General features: G+C 64.5%; 15 protein-coding genes. 9 read left to right on the forward strand and 6 right to left on the reverse strand.

Features of this window, described 5'->3' with window-relative positions; translation table 11 throughout:
• The first annotated feature begins 102 nt into the window (after positions 1-102).
• Together K675_RS0120480 and K675_RS0120485 are read left to right on the forward strand one after the other, a co-directional pair.
• Positions 103-774: a TetR/AcrR family transcriptional regulator gene (locus K675_RS0120480; RefSeq protein WP_017905345.1), complete on the forward strand. Its 672-nt coding sequence runs from the start codon at positions 103-105 to the stop codon at positions 772-774.
• 183 nt (positions 775-957) lie between these two features.
• Complete coding sequence (locus K675_RS0120485) at positions 958-1,284, forward strand: hypothetical protein (protein ID WP_017905346.1); 327 nt, start codon at positions 958-960, stop codon at positions 1,282-1,284.
• 12 nt (positions 1,285-1,296) lie between these two features.
• On the opposite strand, the gene K675_RS0120490 is transcribed toward K675_RS0120485, so the two are convergent.
• A complete protein-coding gene (locus K675_RS0120490) occupies positions 1,297-2,151 on the reverse strand; it encodes a shikimate dehydrogenase (RefSeq protein WP_017905347.1) in 855 nt (284 codons plus the stop codon).
• On the reverse strand, positions 2,148-2,597 hold the full coding sequence (aroQ, locus tag K675_RS0120495; RefSeq protein WP_017905348.1) for a type II 3-dehydroquinate dehydratase: 450 nt from the start codon (positions 2,595-2,597) through the stop codon (positions 2,148-2,150). The genes K675_RS0120490 and aroQ overlap by 4 nt, the downstream gene beginning before the upstream one ends.
• Positions 2,598-2,857: 260 nt before the next feature.
• Here aroQ and K675_RS0120505 point away from each other — a divergent pair, with 260 nt between their 5' ends.
• The 3 genes from K675_RS0120505 to K675_RS0120515 all read left to right on the forward strand — a co-directional run bounded on the left by K675_RS0120505 (position 2,858) and on the right by K675_RS0120515 (position 5,909).
• Positions 2,858-3,589 carry a GntR family transcriptional regulator gene (locus K675_RS0120505; protein ID WP_017905350.1) on the forward strand — a complete coding sequence of 244 codons (732 nt, stop codon included), beginning with the start codon at positions 2,858-2,860 and terminating at the stop codon, positions 3,587-3,589.
• Positions 3,590-3,631: 42 nt separating this feature from the next.
• Complete coding sequence (locus K675_RS0120510) at positions 3,632-4,912, forward strand: MFS transporter (protein WP_017905351.1); 1,281 nt, start codon at positions 3,632-3,634, stop codon at positions 4,910-4,912.
• A gap of 157 nt (positions 4,913-5,069) precedes the next feature.
• Positions 5,070-5,909: an amidohydrolase family protein gene (locus tag K675_RS0120515; protein ID WP_037006954.1), complete on the forward strand. Its 840-nt coding sequence runs from the start codon at positions 5,070-5,072 to the stop codon at positions 5,907-5,909.
• A 181-nt stretch (positions 5,910-6,090) separates the two neighbouring features.
• Here the strand turns inward: K675_RS0120515 and trmA are convergent, their stop codons facing one another.
• Together trmA and K675_RS0120525 are read right to left on the reverse strand one after the other, a co-directional pair.
• Entirely contained in the window at positions 6,091-7,170 is a 1,080-nt protein-coding gene (gene trmA, locus K675_RS0120520; protein ID WP_017905353.1) for a tRNA (uridine(54)-C5)-methyltransferase TrmA, read from the reverse strand.
• Entirely contained in the window at positions 7,167-8,462 is a 1,296-nt protein-coding gene (locus K675_RS0120525; protein ID WP_017905354.1) for an NCS2 family permease, read from the reverse strand. The genes trmA and K675_RS0120525 overlap by 4 nt, the downstream gene beginning before the upstream one ends.
• 229 nt (positions 8,463-8,691) lie before the next feature.
• Here K675_RS0120525 and K675_RS0120530 point away from each other — a divergent pair, with 229 nt between their 5' ends.
• Positions 8,692-9,147, forward strand: a complete 456-nt coding sequence (locus K675_RS0120530; RefSeq protein ID WP_026145382.1) for a DUF4879 domain-containing protein — start codon at positions 8,692-8,694, stop codon at positions 9,145-9,147.
• A 24-nt stretch (positions 9,148-9,171) separates the two neighbouring features.
• Here K675_RS0120530 and K675_RS0120535 read toward each other — a convergent pair whose 3' ends face one another.
• Positions 9,172-10,407 carry an MFS transporter gene (locus K675_RS0120535; protein WP_017905356.1) on the reverse strand — a complete coding sequence of 412 codons (1,236 nt, stop codon included), beginning with the start codon at positions 10,405-10,407 and terminating at the stop codon, positions 9,172-9,174.
• 361 nt (positions 10,408-10,768) lie between these two features.
• Between K675_RS0120535 and K675_RS0120540 the strand changes: the two genes are divergently transcribed.
• Genes K675_RS0120540 through K675_RS32450 form a run of 3 tightly spaced genes read left to right on the forward strand, consistent with a single transcriptional unit; the run spans position 10,769 to position 13,439 of the window.
• Positions 10,769-12,208, forward strand: a complete 1,440-nt coding sequence (locus tag K675_RS0120540; protein ID WP_017905357.1) for a cytochrome ubiquinol oxidase subunit I — start codon at positions 10,769-10,771, stop codon at positions 12,206-12,208.
• 3 nt (positions 12,209-12,211) lie between these two features.
• Positions 12,212-13,219, forward strand: a complete 1,008-nt coding sequence (cydB, locus tag K675_RS0120545; protein ID WP_017905358.1) for a cytochrome d ubiquinol oxidase subunit II — start codon at positions 12,212-12,214, stop codon at positions 13,217-13,219.
• A 52-nt stretch (positions 13,220-13,271) separates the two neighbouring features.
• Positions 13,272-13,439, forward strand: coding sequence for a DUF2474 domain-containing protein (locus K675_RS32450; protein ID WP_017905359.1), 168 nt, complete (start codon positions 13,272-13,274; stop codon positions 13,437-13,439).
• A gap of 193 nt (positions 13,440-13,632) precedes the next feature.
• Here the strand turns inward: K675_RS32450 and K675_RS0120555 are convergent, their stop codons facing one another.
• Positions 13,633-14,757, reverse strand: a complete 1,125-nt coding sequence (locus tag K675_RS0120555; protein ID WP_017905360.1) for a methyltransferase — start codon at positions 14,755-14,757, stop codon at positions 13,633-13,635.
• Positions 14,758-14,837: the final 80 nt, after the last annotated feature.

A 14,837-nucleotide genomic window follows, 5' to 3' on the forward strand; every position in this document is an offset into this window, starting at 1 on the left:
GAAGCAGGGGGATCAATTGGCTTGTCTCCCTGCTTCCTTCGCGCTGGCACGCGGCCCATAATCGCCCACATCCGCCGAGATGGCCGTGAGCCCAGAGTAATCATGACTTCAGAACTATCCGCCACGGCCGACGCGTCCGTCGTCGTGCCGCGCAAGAGTCGCAAGAACAATCCCGAGAAGACCCGCGAGAACATCCTCCAGGAAGCCATCGTCGAGTTTGTCCAGCAAGGCCTGGCCGGTGCGCGGGTCGACGCGATCGCCGAGCGCACCCACACCTCGAAACGGATGATCTATTACTACTTCGGGAGCAAGGAACAGCTCTACGTCGAGGTACTGGAGAAACTCTACGGCGACATTCGCAGCACCGAAAGCCGGCTGAACCTGACGGAGCTGGAACCGCGCGAAGCGATCCGGCGGATGGTCGAGTTCACCTTCGACCACCACGATCAAAACGTCGATTTCGTGCGTATCGTCAGTATCGAAAACATCCACAAGGGCGAGTACGTCAAGCAGTCCGGGGCGATCCGTTCGTTGAACGTGACCATCCTCACCGCACTGGGCGAGATCCTCGAGCGTGGCGCGCAACTGGGCGTTTTCCGCAGCGGACTGGACCCGCTGGACGTGCATATCCTGGTCAGTTCGTTCTGTTTCTACCGGGTTTCGAACCGCCATACCCTCGGGGCACTGTTTCCGATCGACCTGCCGAGTGAAGAGGTCAAGGCGCGGCATCGGGAGATGATCTGCGAGGCGGTGCTGCGGTATCTGCAGGCCTGAGGGCCTTGGAGGACAGCGCTGGGGCTTTCTGAGGGCTGTCTCACAGTTTGACGATTCGTCAGTGCACCTTCCTGCCCAGGTTCTGGTTACACTGCTGGCCATCGGAGACTTCACTCACAGGGATGAGAAATGCTTTTCGGCCCTCCGTTCAGGATTCAGTCCTCGACTTTTCGGCAGCCCCACATGCGCGCCTTGTTTGGCCGGCTGGCCATGGCTGCCGTGGGGGCGGCGGGATTGGTTGGCTGCGCTTCGCCGCCGTCGCCCTCGGCCACCGTCGAGCCGGGTGTGGAGATGGGCGACAGCTATGCCCAGGTGCTAGCGGTGGTGAGTCGCAACAACACGGTGACCAGGACTGTCGAAGGCCAGGCCCTGCGCGCCGAGGGCTATTCGCCGATGTTCAGGGACTGTCGCAGCAAGTACTTCATTTTCCAGGGCGACAAGGGCTTGCAGCAAGTGCGCCTCGAGCCTGCGCCGCACCTGTCGGTGCAGCGCGATTGTCGCCAGCCCTGACAGAAGTGGACCTTACAGACTCTGGAAGTGTTCCAGCATCCGCTGCGAATCCGGTGTCACGCCGCTGAACAGCTCGAACGCCTTGACCGCCTGGAACACCGCCATGGTCCCGCCATCCAGCGTGCGGCAGCCCAGCGCCCGGGCATTGCGCAGCAGCTCGGTTTCCAGTGGGAAGTAGACGATTTCCGCCACCCACAATTCGGCCCGCAACAATTCCCGGGGGACCGGCATGCCGGGCAACTTGGCCATACCCATCGGTGTGGTGTTGACCAGGCCGTCAGCCGTCGCCATGGCCGTCGGCAGGTCGCTGCCGGCGCGGGCCCGGCCGGCGCCGAAATGCTGGTTGAGATTGGCCGCCAGGCTTTGGGCCCGTTCGGCGTCCACGTCGAAGACCGTCAGGCTTTTCACGCCTTCGGCGAGCAGGGCGTGGGCCACTGCCGCGCCCGCGCCGCCGGCACCCATCTGGACCACGCGTTCCAGGGCAACGCCCTGCAGGCCACGCCGGAAACCTTCGGCGAAGCCCAGGCAGTCGGTGTTATGCCCGACCCGCTTGCCGTCCTTGAGCACCACCGTATTCACCGCGCCGATGCCGCGGGCCTCGGGGGACAGCTCATCGAGCAGCGGGATGATCGCCTGCTTGCACGGGAAGGTGATGTTCAGGCCGGTGAACGCCATGCGCTCGGCTGACAGCAGCAGTTCGGGCAGGGCGTTGACGTCCAGTTGCAGCACGTCCAGGTCGATCAGCCGGTACAGGTAGCGCAGCCCCTGGGCATCGCCCTCGCGCTCGTGCATGGCGGGGGTACGCGAGGCCTGGATGCCGGCGCCGATCAGGCCGGCCAATACCGTGATGGAGGTGGCCTGGCTCATGGCTGCGCTCCCTTGAGCGTCTGGCTGAAATAATCGAGCGCCAGGCGGTAGCCGTGGCTGCCGAAACCGCACATCACCGCCTTGGCGATGCCCGAGACGAAGGAGTGATGGCGGAACGGCTCGCGGGCATGGACGTTGGACAGGTGGACTTCGATCACTGGCAGTTCGCTGGCCACCAGCGCGTCGCGGATCGCCACCGAGGTGTGGGTCCAGGCGGCCGGGTTGATGATGATGCCGGCGCAGCGGCCACGGGCCGCGTGGATCCAGTCGAGCAACTCGCCCTCGTGATTGGTCTGGCGGAACTCCACGGTCAGGCCCAGTTCGGCTGCCGTGCGTCCGCACAGGGCGGAAAGGTCCGCCAGGGTTTCATGGCCGTAGGTCGCCGGCTCGCGGGTTCCCAGCAGGTTCAGGTTGGGGCCGTTGAGCACCAGCACGATAGGGGGCATGGGCAAGTCTCCATTGTTGTTTTTGGCTTGGACCGCAAGGTGATCGGGTCTGAGGGAGTAAAATGTACTAACCGGTTAATTCAGTCAAATGAACAAGACAGGGCATGGATGGCCGTCACTTTTTTGTGTTCGATCAGCGGACAGTGTTGGAGCTGCAGCGGCTGCGGGTCCTTAACCTTTGCATCGATGCACTTGACGCCTTTCCATCCAGGGAGAATACTCCGCAAAAATTCATATAGATGACTGGATAACTACAAAAAATGAATTCACTCTCCAGCGACGAACGTCTCCCGCTTTATCAGCGCCTGCGCGACGAACTGGCCCGGCAGATCGCCAACAACCGCTGGCGTCCGGGCGAAGCGATTCCCACCGAGGCCGTGCTGGCCGGTGAATACCAACTGTCCATCGGCACGGTGCGCAAGGCCGTCGACAAGCTGGTGGAAGAGGGCGTGCTCGAGCGCCACCAGGGACGCGGCACCTTCATCCGCCGGCCGCAGTTCCAGTCCTCGCTGTTCCGCTTTTTCCGCTTCCAGAACCTGGCCGGCGAACGCCAGCTGCCGCAGAGCCGCATCCTGACCATCGATTCGCTGCCCGCGCCGTCGGCCGTCAGCCAGGTCCTGGGGCTGCCGCCCGAGGCCGAGGTGATTCGCCTGGTCCGCCTGCGTCTGCTGGAAGGCACGCCGGTGCTGGCCGAGGAAATCTGGCTGCCCAGGGCCCCCTTCCAGGCGTTGCTGACGGTCGACCTCGACCAGCAGGGCCCGTTGCTCTATCCCATCTACGAAGAACTCTGTGGCCAGGTCGTCGCCTGCGCCGAAGAGAGCCTGACCGCCGAAGCCGTGGGCGAGGTGCACGCCCGCCTGTTGCAGATCGCGCCCGACAGCCCGGTGGTGGTGATCGAACGACTGGCCCGCGACTACGCCGGCCAGCCGCTGGAGTGGCGTCGCTCCCGTGGCCATGCCAGCCACTTCCGCTACAGCGTCGAGATTCGCTGAGCCCTGCCCGGGCTCCCTGTTGGTCTACAAGGATAAGAAATCATGTTCAGTTGGTACCGCGACATCACTTCGAGGGAGCGCAAGACGTTCTGGGCCTGCTTTGGCGGCTGGTCCCTGGATGCACTGGAGGTGCAAATGTTCGGCCTGGCGATCCCGGCGCTGATCGCCGCGTTTGCCTTGAGCAAGGGCGAAGCCGGGATGATCAGCGGCGTGACGCTGGTGACCTCGGCCATTGGTGGCTGGCTGGGGGGCACCCTGTCCGATCGCTATGGCCGGGTGCGGACGTTGCAATGGATGATCCTCTGGTTTTCGCTGTTCACTTTCCTCTCGGCTTTCGTCACCGGTTTCAACCAGTTGCTGGTCGTCAAGGCGTTGCAGGGCTTCGGCATCGGCGGTGAGTGGGCCGCCGGCGCGGTACTGATGGCCGAGACCATCCAGTCGCGCTATCGCGGCAAGGTGATGGGCGCGGTGCAGAGCGCCTGGGCGGTCGGCTGGGGCGCGGCGGTCGGGGTGTTCACCCTGGTCTACACCTTCGTGCCGGAGGCCATGGCCTGGCGGGTGATGTTCCTGGTCGGCCTGTTGCCGGCGCTGCTGGTGATCTACGTGCGTCGCAGCGTGGTCGAGCCCGATGCCAGCCAGCGCCAGGCCCGGGTCCGCGAACGCAGCCTGCTGGCATCGATGGCGGCGATCTTCCGCCCTGAGCTGCTACGGGTCACGCTGCTGGGCGGCATCCTCGGCCTCGGCGCACACGGCGGGTATCACGCGGTGATGACCTGGCTGCCGACCTTCCTCAAGACCGAGCGCAATCTGTCGGTGCTGAGTTCCGGCGGCTACCTGGCGGTGATCATCGTCGCGTTCTTTCTGGGCTGCGTGGTCAGCGGCATGCTGCTGGACCGTATTGGCCGGCGCAAGAACATCATCCTCTTCGCCTTCTGCTGCGTGATCACGGTGCAGTGCTATCTGTTCCTGCCGCTGAGCAACGCGCAGATGCTGTTCCTCGGGTTCCCCCTGGGCTTCTTCGCCGCCGGTATTCCGGCCAGCCTGGGCTCGTTCTTCAACGAGCTGTACCCGGCGGATGTGCGCGGTGCCGGTGTCGGGTTCTGCTACAACTTCGGCCGGGTGCTGTCGGCGGTGTTCCCGTTCATGGTCGGGCACATGAGCGAATCGATGTCGCTCGGTTCGGCCATCGGTATCGATGCCGGGATCGCCTACGGCGTGGCGGTATTGGCCGCATTGGCGCTACCGGAAACCCGCGGGCGCAACTTGCAGGACGTCACGCCGCAGGCGGAGTCCGGCAAGGGCGCCGGCCAGTTGTCCCACTGATTTCACCTTTTCCCTGCCTTGCCTGGCCTGTGTGGGAGCCGGCTTGCTGGCGATAGGGGGCTGTCGGCCGACATCTTTGTCATCTGACACGCCGCTATCGCCAGCAAGCCGGCTCCCACAGGGTGGGGCGGGGTTCTTGAGTTCATAGATGAGTTCCATGTCCGAGATTTGCCCATTGCCCATCCGCGGCATCGATGCCCACGCCCATGTCTTCGAACGCGGCCTGGGGCTGGCGACCGTGCGCCGTTATGCCCCGGAATATGACGCCACCCTGGCCGACTATCTGGCACGACTGGAGGAAAACGGCCTGAGCCACGGCGTGCTGGTGCAGCCGAGTTTTCTCGGCACCGACAACAGCTATCTGCTGGCTGCGCTGCAACAGGCACCCGAGCGGTTGCGCGGGGTGGTGGTGGTCGAGCGCGATATCGCTTTCGACGAGTTGCAGCGCATGGCTGCCCTTGGCGTTGCAGGCGTGCGCCTGAACCTGATGGGCCAACCCCTACCGGATTTCGCCGAGGCTGGCTGGCAGGCGTTTTTCCAGCACCTGCGGCAGTTGGACTGGCATGTGGAATTGCATCGCCACCTGGAGGATCTGCCGGGGTTGGTCCAGCCGCTGCTGGCAATGGGCTGCAAGGTGGTGGTCGATCACTTCGGCCGTCCCGACGCCCGGCTGGGGGCCGAGCAGCCGGCGTTTGCCCGTCTGCTTGAGCTGGGGGAGAGTGGGCGCCTGTGGATCAAGGTCTCGGGCATCTACCGGCTCGGCGGGACGCCGACGCAGAATCTGCATTTCGCGGAAAAGGCCCTGTCGCTGATGCTGCAGAGTCTGGGGCCGGATCGTTTGCTGTGGGGCAGCGACTGGCCGCATACCCAGCACGAGCAGGCGGTGAATTTCGCCAGCGAGTTCGCCAGCTTGCGCCGCCTGGCCTGCGCTGTGCCCTTGCGCCAGCATCTGCTGTGCAACACGGCGGCGGAACTGTTCGGTTTCGTTCGGGCGTAATGCGGAGGGTATGCGGAGCGGCGGCGGTCGCTTTCGCGGGCCAGCCCGGCTCCTACAGGCCTGTGTCGTAAACAAGGAACATGTACGACGAGGGACTGTAGGAGCCGGGCTTGCCCGCGAAGGCGCTCCGTCAGATGAAACCCTGGCCGACTGACACCCCTTCAGCCGGCCCTCACCGGGTTCAGCGGCGGGTCAGCAGGACCCCGGATTCCATGTGGTGGGTCCAGGGGAACTGGTCGAACAGTGCGCAACGCTCGATTCGATGGGTGTCGTGCAGTTGCGCGATGTTCGCCGCCAGGGTCTCGGGGTTGCAGGAGATGTACAGGATGTTGTCGAAGCGCCGGGTCAGCTCGCAGGTGTCCGGGTCCATGCCGGCACGCGGTGGGTCGACGAAGACGCTGCCGAACTCATAGCTCTTCAGGTCGATGCCTTGCAGGCGACGGAATGGTCGCACTTCGTTCAGCGCTTCGGTCAGTTCCTCGGCCGACAGCCGTACCAGCGTCACGTTGTCCACGGCATTCTCGTCGAGGTTGCTCAGTGCCGCATTCACCGAGGTCTTGCTGATCTCGGTGGCCAGCACCTTGCGCACCCGGGTCGCCAGCGGCAGGGTGAAGTTGCCGTTGCCGCAGTACAACTCCAGCAGGTCATCCGGACGCTCGCCCAATGCTTCATAAGCCCAGTTGAGCATCTTCTGGTTCACCGTGCCATTGGGTTGGGTGAAGGCGCCTTCCGGTTGCCGGTAGCTGAAGCTGCGCCCGGCGATCTCGAATTTCTCCACCACGTAGTCGTGGCCGATCACCACGCGCTTGCCCTTGGAACGGCCGATGATGCTGACGCCGAGGTCGGCCGCCAGTTGCTCGGCGGCGGTCTGCCAGTGCTCGTCGAGCGGGCGGTGATAGCACAGGGTGATCATCGCGTCGCCGGCCAGGGTGGTCAGGAACTCCACCTGGAACAGCTTGTGGCTCAACGGTGCACTGGCCTGCCAGGCGGCCTTGAGCCGGGGCATCAGTTCGTTGATGCGCCGGCTGGCGATCGGGAACTGTTCGATGAGGATCGGCGTGCGCTTGTCGTCCTGGGCAAACATCGCGTAATGGCGCTCGCCAGCTTCGCGCCACAGGCGGAACTCGGCGCGCAGGCGGAAGTTCTGCAAGGGCGAGTCGAAGACTTGCGGCTCGGGGGCCGCGAACGGCGCCAGCAGGTCGCGCAGGCGCGCGACCTTGTCGTTGAGCTGGACGGTGTAGGTCGAGGAATCGAAAGTCATGCGTTGAACCAGCCCAGCTTGATCACGAACAGAATCGACAGGATCACCAGCGCCGGGCTCAGCTCGCGGCCACGGCCGGACAGCAGCTTGATCGCGGTCCAGGCAATGAAGCCGAAGGCGATGCCGTTGGCGATGGAGTAGGTGAAGGGCATCGCCAGGGCGGTGACCACCACGGGCGCGGCCTCGGTGATGTCCTCCCAGTTGATTTCCGCCAGGCCCGAGGTCATCAGCACGGCGACGAACAGCAGCGCCGGCGCGGTGGCGAAGGCCGGTACGCTACCGGCCAGCGGCGAGAAGAACAGTGCCAGCAGGAACAGGATGGCGACCACGATGGCGGTCAGGCCGGTACGGCCGCCGGCGCTGACGCCCGCAGCCGACTCGATGTAGCTGGTGGTGGTCGAGGTGCCCAGCAGTGAGCCGGCCATCGCGGCGGTGCTGTCGGCGATCAGCGCGCGGCCCATTTTCGGCATGTGGCCGTCCTTGCCCATCAGCCCGGCGCGCTTGGCGACGCCGATCAGGGTGCCGGAGTTGTCGAACAGGTCGACGAACAGGAAGGCGAAGATCACGCTGACCAGGCCGATGTCCAGAGCGCCCTTGATGTCCAGTTGCATGAAGGTCGGGGCCAGCGACGGCGGTGCCGAGGTGATGCCGGCGAACGGGCTGAAGCCCATCAGGATCGACACGGCGGTGACGCCGAGGATGCCGATCAGTACCGCACCACGGATTTTCAGTGCATCCAGGGCGACGATCACGGCAAAGCCCAGGGTGGCGAGGATCGGCGCGGGTTGCTTGAGGTCGCCGAGGCCGACCATGGTCGCCGGGTTGCCGACCACGATGCCGGCGTTGTGCAGGGCGATCAGCGCCAGGAACAGGCCGATACCCGCGGCGATCGCCGAGCGCAGCGGCAGCGGGATGCTGTTGATGATCCATTCGCGGATGCGGAAGATCGACAGCAGGAAGAAGCACACCGCCGAGATGAACACGGCGCCCAGCGCGACCTGCCAGGTGTGGCCCATGTGCAGGACCACGGTGTAGGTGAAGAAGGCGTTCAGGCCCATGCCCGGTGCGAGGGCGATCGGGTAGTTGGCGATCAGGCCCATCACGGTCGAGCCGATGGCGGCGGCCAGGCAGGTCGCGACGAAGACCGCGCCCTTGTCCATGCCGGTTTCGCCGAGAATGCTCGGGTTGACGAACAGGATGTAGGCCATGGCCAGGAAGGTCGTGACGCCCGCGAGAATCTCGGTGCGCACATTGGTATTGTGTGCCTTGAGTTGAAACAGCCTTTCCAGCATCTCTGCTCCCCAATGGCGCTTTCGGCGCCTTGAATGAATCGGTCCCAACAGCAAAGCACAGACGCTGATGGTCTGATGAAACTTGGCTGTGGGAAAAACCGCGCATCATACCAGCCGGACGGCGCAATAGGGACGGCTGTTGAGCCACCCATTTCGCCGCGACTGTGCACGAACTACTCCGAAAACCGCCCGCTGAGGCATACTCTCGGCACGGAAAGAGGGAGGAAGTATGAAATCAGTCAGCAATTGCCGTGCCATGGGTCGGCTGCTCTGCGTCGGCCTGCTCTCGCTGGCGGCCATTGGGCCGCTGCGGGCGGCGCCGGCGGCGGCCCTGAAAGGCGTGGCTATCTACACAGTCGCGTCGCAGGGAATCATCGAGGATGTTTCTGACGGACGTCGGCGCACGCAGAATGCCCATCGCGGGCCGAACATCACGGTGACGGTGGTGGAACTGGGTTATGGCCGGGCGCCGGGGGCCACGTTCAATGGCAGCCCGATCAACTACAGCCAGCGCAATTCCCTGTGCGAGTTCAACAAGCCGTTCGTGCCGTGCAGTGGCGGTGCTGTGGTCGGCTACAGCTACGTCTACGACCTGGGGGACTTGCAGCAGGGCACCTTCAGCTTCAGCGACCGCTCGCTCACGATGCCGGTGCAGACGATGACGGCGACCATCGACATCAACTGATCGCCGTCACCCGCCGCCTGGGCTTCAGGCGGTTTCGGCCCGGCGCTCGTGCATGCGGTCGCGGTTGGCCAGGGTCGGGAACAGTTTCATCCAGGTGCCGGTGACCAGCAGGGTGCCGACCCCGCCCAGCACCACGGCGGGGACGGTGCCGAACCAGTGGGCGGTCAGCCCCGACTCGAACTCGCCCAACTGATTGGAAGCGCCGATGAACAGGCCGTTCACGGCGCTGACCCGGCCGCGCATCTCGTCGGGGGTTTCCAGTTGCACGAACGAGGCGCGGATCACCATGCTGATCATGTCCGCGGCGCCGAGTACCACCAGCACGGCCAGGGAGAACCAGAACGAGGTCGACAGGCCGAAGGCGATGGTGGCGACGCCGAACACGCCGACGGCGGTGAACATCACCCGGCCGACCTTGCGCTCCACCGGGAAGCGCGCCAGCCACAGCGACATCAGCAGCGCGCCGACCGCCGGCGCCGAGCGCAGCAGGCCCAGGCCCCAGGCACCGGTGAGCAGGATGTCCTTGGCGAATACCGGCAACAGCGCGGTGGCGCCGCCCAGCAGCACCGCGAACAGGTCCAGCGAGATGGCGCCGAGAATGTCCGGGCGGCTGCGGATGAAACGGATGCCCGCCAGCAGCGAGTCGAGGGTGGCCTTGGCCTTGTTCAGCGGTGTCTGCCGTGCCGGCAGGTTGAGCATCAGCAGGCACGACACGACGTACAGCGCCACCGTCGGCCCGTAAACCCAGACACTGCCGAGCGCATACAGCAGGCCGCCGATGGCCGGCGCGACGATGGTCGCCAGTTGCTGCGCCGACTGCGCGGCGGCCACGGCGCGGGGGAACAGCGTCGCCGGCACGATGGAGGGCAGCAGCGCCTGGGTGGTGGGCATTTCGAAGGAGCGCGCGCCGCCGAGCAGGAACGCGAGGATGAAGATCATCTCGCGGCTGACCTGGTTGGTCAGGCTGCCGACCGCCAGGCTCAGGGCGATCAACGCCTGCAGGGTCTGGCACAGGGCGGCGACCCGACGCCGGTCGTAGCGGTCGGCGACATGCCCGGTGTGCAGCATGAACAGCACCCGTGGCGCGAACTCCACCAGCCCGACCAGCCCCAGGTCGAGCACGTTGCCGGTCAGTTGATAGAGGTTCCAGCCAATGGCCACGGTGAGCATCTGAAAGCCGCTGGCGGTGAAGATCCGCGCCAGCCAGAACGCGAGGAAGGGGCGGTGATGACGCAGCAGCAAGGGTGTCTCGGTGGACATCGGAAAGGGCTCGCCTGGGCGGAGGAAAGGGGAAGGTTATCACTCCGATGTAACAAAAGGTTACTTAGCTATGCATGTTCTGCCGCCCCCGGAAGATTTTTGCGGATCAGTTGCCATCTGCTCCTGAGGCAACCTGTCGCGCGGCAACCGACCACGTCACCCGTTCGTCGTAATGGGACTACTCTTTTAACGTTGATTGATCCAGGTCAATTGTCTTTCTGACAGTGATCAGGGTCCGACTCCCTGCGTTGCGATGGGTTGAAAAAAGAGAACGAAGCCAAATTCGCCGCACTCCATATTCGTGGGGGCAGTGGCTGGGCCTGTGGGGCGACAGCCGGTATTACCTGACAGAGGAAAGCTTATGTTCGGTTTAGAGGCTCTAGATCTCGCCCGAATCCAGTTCGCATTCACCGTTTCCTTCCACATCCTGTTCCCGGCCATCACCATTGGCCTGGCGAGCTACCTGGCGGTGCTCGAAGGCCTGTGGCTGAAGACGCGCAACGACACCTATCGCGACCTGTACCATTTCTGGTCGAAGATCTTTGCCGTCAACTTCGGCATGGGGGTGGTCTCCGGGCTGGTCATGGCCTATCAGTTCGGCACAAACTGGAGCCGTTTCTCGGACTTCGCCGGCGCCGTGACCGGGCCGTTGCTGACCTACGAAGTGCTCACCGCCTTCTTCCTCGAAGCCGGCTTCCTCGGCGTGATGCTGTTCGGCTGGAACCGCGTCGGCCGGGGGCTGCACTTCTTTTCCACCGTCATGGTGGCGATCGGCACGTTGATTTCGACGTTCTGGATTCTCTCGTCCAACAGCTGGATGCAGACGCCCCAGGGTTACGAAATCATCGATGGCCGGGTGATTCCGGTGGATTGGCTGGCGGTGGTGTTCAACCCGTCCTTCCCGTATCGACTGATGCACATGGCGACCGCCGCGTTCGTCGCGACGGCGTTTTTCGTCGGCTCCTCGGCCGCCTGGCACCTGTTGCGCGGCCGCGACAACCCGGCGATCCGCACCATGCTGTCGATGGCCATGTGGATGGCGCTGATCGTCGCGCCGATCCAGGCGGTGATCGGCGACTTCCACGGGCTCAATACCCTCAAGCACCAGCCGGCGAAGATCGCCGCGATCGAGGGCCACTGGGAAAACGTCGGCAATGAGCCGACTCCGCTGATCCTGTTCGGCTGGCCGGACATGCAGGCCGAGAAGACCCGCTTCGCCCTGGAGATTCCCTACCTGGGCAGCATGATCCTGACCCACACCCTGGACAAGCAGGTGCCGGCGCTCAAGGAATTTCCGCCCGAGGACCGGCCGAACTCGACCATCGTGTTCTGGTCGTTCCGGGTCATGGTCGGCCTGGGCTTGCTGATGATCTTCACCGGTCTGTGGGCGCTGTGGCTGCGCAAGCGTGATCGCCTGTACGAGAACCGTGCGTTCCTTCATCTGGCGTTGTGGATGGGGCCGTCCGGCCTGATCGCGATCCTGGCCGGCTGGTTCACCACCGAAATCGGCCGCCAGCCGTGGGTGGTCTATGGCCTGTTGCGCACGGCGGATGCCTCCTCCGGGCACAGCGTCATGCAGATGAGCATCACCCTGGCACTGTTCGTTGTGGTGTATTTCTCTCTGTTCGGTGTTGGCCTGGGCTACATGATGCGCCTGGTGCGCAAGGGACCGAAGACCAACGAAGGCGCGGAAACCAGTCATGGGGGGCCTGGCCAGAAACGCACGCCGGCCCGTCCGCTTTCCGCTGCCGATGAAGACAGCGAAAACGGCCACGGCGACAGCCTGAACAAGGGGAACTGAATCATGGGTATCGATCTTGCGCTGATCTGGGCCGTGATCATCATCTTCGGCATCATGATGTACGTGGTCATGGATGGTTTCGACCTGGGCATCGGCATTCTCTTTCCCTTCATCAAGGGCGATCGTGACCGCGATGTCATGATGAACACCGTGGCCCCGGTCTGGGATGGCAACGAAACCTGGCTGGTGCTCGGTGGCGCGGCGCTGTTCGGCGCCTTCCCGCTGGCTTACTCAGTGGTGCTGTCGGCGTTGTACCTGCCGCTGATTTTCATGCTGATCGGGCTGATCTTTCGTGGCGTGGCGTTCGAGTTCCGCTTCAAGGCCAAGGACGACAAGCGGCATATCTGGGACAAGGCGTTCATCGGCGGTTCGATCGCCGCAACGTTCTTCCAGGGCGTGGCGCTGGGCGCCTTCATCGACGGGATCAAGGTGGTCGACCGGCAGTTCGCCGGCGGTTCGCTGGACTGGCTGACCCCGTTCACGCTGTTCTGCGGCGTGGCGCTGGTGGTGGCCTATGCCTTGCTCGGCTGCACCTGGCTGATCATGAAGACCGAAGGCAGGCTGCAGGAGCAGATGCATGACCTGGCGCGGCCGCTGGCATTCGTCCTGCTGGCGGTGATCGGCATCGTCAGTATCTGGACGCCGCTGACCCATGCCGAGATCGCGGCACGCTGGTTCACCCTGCCGAACCTGTTCTGGTTCCTGCCGGTGCCGGTCCTGGTGCTGGTCACGCTGTACGGGTTGATCCGGGCGGTGGCGCGCAATGCGCATTACACGCCGTTCCTGCTGACCCTGGTGCTGATCTTCCTCGGCTACAGCGGCCTCGGTATCAGCCTGTGGCCGCATATCATCCCGCCGTCGATCTCGATCTGGGACGCTGCCGCGCCACCGCAGAGCCAGGGCTTCATGCTGGTGGGAACGCTGTTCATCATTCCGTTCATCCTGGGCTACACCTTCTGGAGCTACTACGTGTTCCGCGGCAAGGTGACCCACGAGGACGGCTATCACTAGAACCTGCCGGTGGCGCCCGGGGGGCCGCCGTTTCGATGACGAGGAAGCGGATATGCGTGGCAAGCCTTCATTGCAGGAAATCGAAGAGGCCGAGCGGAAACCGCTCTGGCAGCGTCTGGGCTGGCTGGCGATGATCTGGACTGGCAGCGTGCTGGCGTTGTTCGTGGTCGCCAGCCTGATGCGCCTGTTCATGAACGCGGCTGGATTGACCACCCATTGAGCGGCTGGCGCTCTTTGGCTGATTGACACCATCCCTGTAGGAGCCGGCTTGCTGGCGATAACGGCGCATCAGTCGGCGAAGATGTCGCCTGACCCGGCGTTATCGCCAGCAAGCCGGCTCCCACAGTTGTGGACTGCCCCCGAAAGGATTGAATGTGTGTCCAGCTCCTTGGGGGCAGTCCAGTGGCATGGGCTTACTTGCGGGCCTTGAGAATCACGAACTTCGGCGTCGCCGCCACCTGTTCGACGCCACGGAACAGCCGCGCCAGCTTGCTGTGATAGCCCAGGTGGCGGTTGCCGACGATGTACAGCGCGCCGCCGACCACCAATGCTTCGCGGGCCTGCTGGAACATCCGCCAGGCGAGGAAGTCGCCGACCACCTGCTGCTGGTGGAAGGGCGGATTGCACAGCACTACGTCCAGCGACTGTGCTGCCTGCCCCGCCAGGCCATCGCCAGCGCGCACGGTCACTTCGCGTTCGCCCAGGATCGCCTGCCAGTTTTCCCGAGCCGATCGCACGGCCATGAACGACTCGTCCACCAGCGTGTAGTGGGCCTGCGGATTCTGCAGGGCGCTGGCAATCGCCAGGACGCCATTGCCGCAACCCAGGTCGGCGACGCGGGCGTGCCCCAGGTTTTCCGGCAGGTGTGGAAGGAAGGCGCGTGTGCCGATATCCAGGCCCTCGCGACAGAACACGTTGGCATGGTTGAGCAGCTCGATCGCCGGGCGCTCGAGCCGGTAGCGGGTCGGGTAGGGCGACGAGGCAGCGGGACGGGGCTCGGGCGTGGCGATCAGCAGACGGGCCTTCTTCACTGCCAGCGAGGCCTGCACGGTGCCGATATGGCGCTCCAGCAGGTCGCCGGCGGCCCGCGGCAGGTGCTTGACCATGGCCCCGGCGACCACCTGGGCACCGGGGGCCAGTTGGCCCTGCAGGCGAATCAGTTGTTCCTCCAGCAGGGCCAGGGTCTTGGGTACGCGGATCAGCACCCGGTCGAACGGGCCGCGCGGCGTCTCGCTGGCCGGTACATGACGGACCGCGTCGAAGGCCTTGCCGTTGCGCGCCAGGTTCTTCTCCAGGCCCAGCGCGGCAAGGAACGAATCACCACTGCTGGTGAGCTGCACATGGCCTTCCAGGCTGGCGGCCAGGGCCCCGAAGCTGTCGTTGAGCACCAGCACCCGGGTCTCCTGCGAGACGCCTTGTCCGGCCAGGTGGTCGAGCAGGTATTGATCGGCCGCGTCGAACGCCTGCAGGGGTTCGCCCTGCTGTTCAGGCTGGCGGATCAGGTCGAGACGGGCGAACGGACTTTCTAGCAGGGGCATGGGACACGGGCTCTGGGGGACGGTTACGGCTGCCATGCACGACTGTTCGTACCGGGCGAGGTGGGCAACGGTATGGCAGG

It is taken from the genome of Pseudomonas fuscovaginae SE-1, assembly GCF_000364705.1.
GTDB lineage: Bacteria > Pseudomonadota > Gammaproteobacteria > Pseudomonadales > Pseudomonadaceae > Aquipseudomonas > Aquipseudomonas fuscovaginae_A.